This window comes from Mesorhizobium sp. M7A.F.Ca.US.005.03.2.1 (assembly GCF_003997795.1).
Lineage (GTDB): Bacteria > Pseudomonadota > Alphaproteobacteria > Rhizobiales > Rhizobiaceae > Mesorhizobium > Mesorhizobium ciceri.
On record NZ_RZRP01000816.1, the window covers coordinates 1 to 2,815 of the forward strand.

The window sequence follows — 2,815 nt, forward strand, 5'->3', positions numbered from 1 at the left end:
AGCGTTGCGTGTGCGGCGTCATCGGCTGCTTCGAGGCCATCGCTTCGGGAACCGCGCTCGGCCGCCGCGCCAGCGCCGCCACGGCGGCCGGCGACGGCTCTGCCTTGCGGCGCCTGTCAGCGGATGCGGAGGTGACCGGCCGCCATGTCGTCGAGGCGGCACGGCTGCGCGACGATCTTGCCTCGGCCTTGCTGGACGAGGAAGCCCGCTGGCTGGGCGTCGGCTTCACCAACCTGTTACATCTCTATTCGCCCGATGTGCTGGTCGTCGGCGGCGGCATCGCCAATGGGCTCGACCTGATGGCGCCGACCATCGAGGCAACCATCAGGCAGCGGGCCATGCGCGCCTATCGCGACGTACCGGTCGTTCCAGCACAGCTCGGCCGCCATGCTGGGCTCGTCGGCGCCGCCAGCCTTGTGCTGTTCGACGACGAGGGCACTTTGGCAGCCCGCATGCCTGTCGGCCCAAGCACATATCCGGACACACCACTGAGCAAGATCGGCACCGTCTGACGTGCGACTGCATGACAAAGGCCGGAGGCAGCATGCCTCCGGCCTTTTACGCATAAGCCACACGTGGTTACTCGGCGGGGACGACATCCGCCGGCAGGCTGTCGTCAGCCGTGCCCGCCAGCGCCCTCGCCAGCTTGGCCTCGTCGAGTTCGCCTTCCCAGCGCGCCACCACCAGCGTGGCGACGGCATTGCCAACGAAGTTGGTCAGCGCCCGGCATTCCGACATGAAGCGGTCGACGCCGAGGATCAGCGCCATACCGGCGACCGGCACCGCCGGAACCACCGACAGCGTGGCGGCAAGGGTGATGAAGCCCGCTCCGGTGATGCCGGCGGCACCCTTGGACGAGAGCATGGCCACCAGCAGCAGCAGGATCTGGTCACCCATCGACAGGTGGATGTTGGTCGCCTGTGCGATGAACAGCGCCGCCAAGGTCATGTAGATGTTGGTGCCGTCGAGGTTGAAGGAATAGCCGGTCGGGATGACCAGGCCGACCACCGAGCGCTTGGCGCCGGCCTTCTCCATCTTTTCCATCAGCGAGGGCAGGGCGGCCTCCGACGAGGAGGTGCCCAGCACCAAAAGCAGCTCTTCCTTGATGTAGCGGATCAGCGACAGGATGGAGAAGCCGTTGTAGCGGCAGACCGCACCCAGCACGATGAACACGAACAGGAACGACGTCACGTAGAAGGTGCCGACCAGCATGGCGAGATTGATGACCGCGCCGATGCCGTATTTGCCGATGGTGAATGCCATGGCGCCGAAGGCACCGATGGGGGCGGCCTTCATCAGCACGCTGACCAGCTTGAAGATCGGCGTCGTCAGTGCCTGCAGGAAGTTGAGCACGGGCATGCCCTTGTCGCCGACCAGCGCCAGCGCGATGCCGAACAGCACCGAGAAGAACAGCACCTGCAGGATGTCGCCGTCGGCGAAGGCGCCGACGATGGTCGACGGGATGATGTTCATCAGGAACCCGGTGACCGACTGATCGTGCGCCTTGGCGGCGTAGGTGTTGACGGTCGAGGCGTCGAGCGTCGCCGGGTCGATGTTGAAGCCGGCGCCCGGCTGCACGACATTGGCGACGACAAGGCCGATGATCAGCGCCAACGTCGAAAAGGTGAGGAAATAGAGCATCGCCTTGCCGGCAACACGCCCGACCTTCTGCAGGTCGCTCATGCCGGCAATGCCCGTTGCCACGGTCAGGAAGATGACCGGGGCGATGATCATCTTGACCAGCTTGATGAAGGCGTCGCCGAGCGGCTTCATGCTCTCGCCGACCGACGGATAGAAATGGCCGAGCAGGATGCCGACGGTGATCGCGACGAGCACCTGCACGTAGAGTTGGGCATAGAAAGGTTTGCGCTGCGCGGCAAGCGCGCCTGATTGGTCTGCGATGTGCATCGAACTCTCCCTGGCCGGATGGGCGAAAACGGATCGCCTGCGTGACTTCTCCCATCGCGGCGCTCCGGTCGCACGCCGCTGAAAGCAGTTTTGCAAGCGTCGTGCCAGATCGGGGAAAGGCCGGAATCGCGGATTTCCGCCTTTGTCAGAGGTCGCGCGGACAATACTTGTGCGGATTTCCGCACAAGTGGCGTTTGCCTGGGCGGATTTTCGCATTACACTGACCGGAAAGCCGCGAAGAAAAGGGAGAGGGCAGACGCCGCAGGCAGGCACCGATAGCGAATCCCAAGGGTTTGCCGGCCGTGAGTTGCTGCGCGAGGCGGTGGCCCGGCTGCGCGATGGCCGCTGGCTTGCCGTGGTCGCAGCCCTTGCCGTCCTGGCTGGCGCGATCGCCATCGCCGGGCGCATCGCCTCCGGCCAGGCGGCCGACAATCTGCGCGACACAGCACTTGCCGCTCTGCCGCTGGCGGCGGGAACGCTGACCGGCGAAATCGAAAAGCAGCGCCTGGTTCCCTTGGTGCTGGCCCGCGACGATGCTGTGCGGGGCGCGCTGCGCCGGGCCGGGAAGATGCAAGAAGCGGCCCTCAACGACAAGCTCAAGGCGATTGCCGGCGATGCCTCGGCCTCCGCCATCTATGTCATCGATACGGCAGGCATCGCCATATCAGCCAGCAATGCCGGCGAACCGACCAGCTTTGTCGGCATCGACTATAATTTCCGGCACTATTTTCAGGAGGCGATGGCGAAAGGTGCTGCCAGCCAATATGGCCTCGGCACGATCAGCGGACGGCCGGGACTCTACCTTTCGAGCCGCGTCGACGATAACGGCAAGCCGCTTGGCGTTGCGGTGTTGAAGGTCGAGCTCGACGGCGTCGAGGCAAATTGGCGTTCCAGCGGTTTCCTTGTC

The 2,815-nt window shown here is 64.8% G+C and carries 3 protein-coding genes; 2 read left to right on the forward strand and 1 reads right to left on the reverse strand.

The window, feature by feature from the left end; genetic code table 11:
* Positions 1–512, forward strand: a 512-nt coding sequence (locus EN991_RS30785; RefSeq protein WP_127370167.1) for an ROK family protein, incomplete at its 5' end; no start/stop codon positions are given.
* 67 nt (positions 513–579) lie between these two features.
* On the opposite strand, the gene EN991_RS30790 is transcribed toward EN991_RS30785, so the two are convergent.
* Complete coding sequence (locus EN991_RS30790; protein ID WP_127370168.1) at positions 580–1,908, reverse strand: dicarboxylate/amino acid:cation symporter; 1,329 nt, start codon at positions 1,906–1,908, stop codon at positions 580–582.
* Positions 1,909–2,077: 169 nt separating this feature from the next.
* On the opposite strand from EN991_RS30790, the gene EN991_RS30795 reads away from it, so the two are divergent.
* The coding region (locus tag EN991_RS30795; RefSeq protein WP_348630509.1) for a cache domain-containing protein at positions 2,078–2,815 on the forward strand (738 nt) is incomplete at its 3' end.

Coding starts and splice junctions, on each gene's coding strand:
- EN991_RS30790 (WP_127370168.1), bottom strand. CDS start 1,908: ATGCACATCGCAGACCAATCAGGCGCGCTTGCCGCGCAGCGCAAACCT.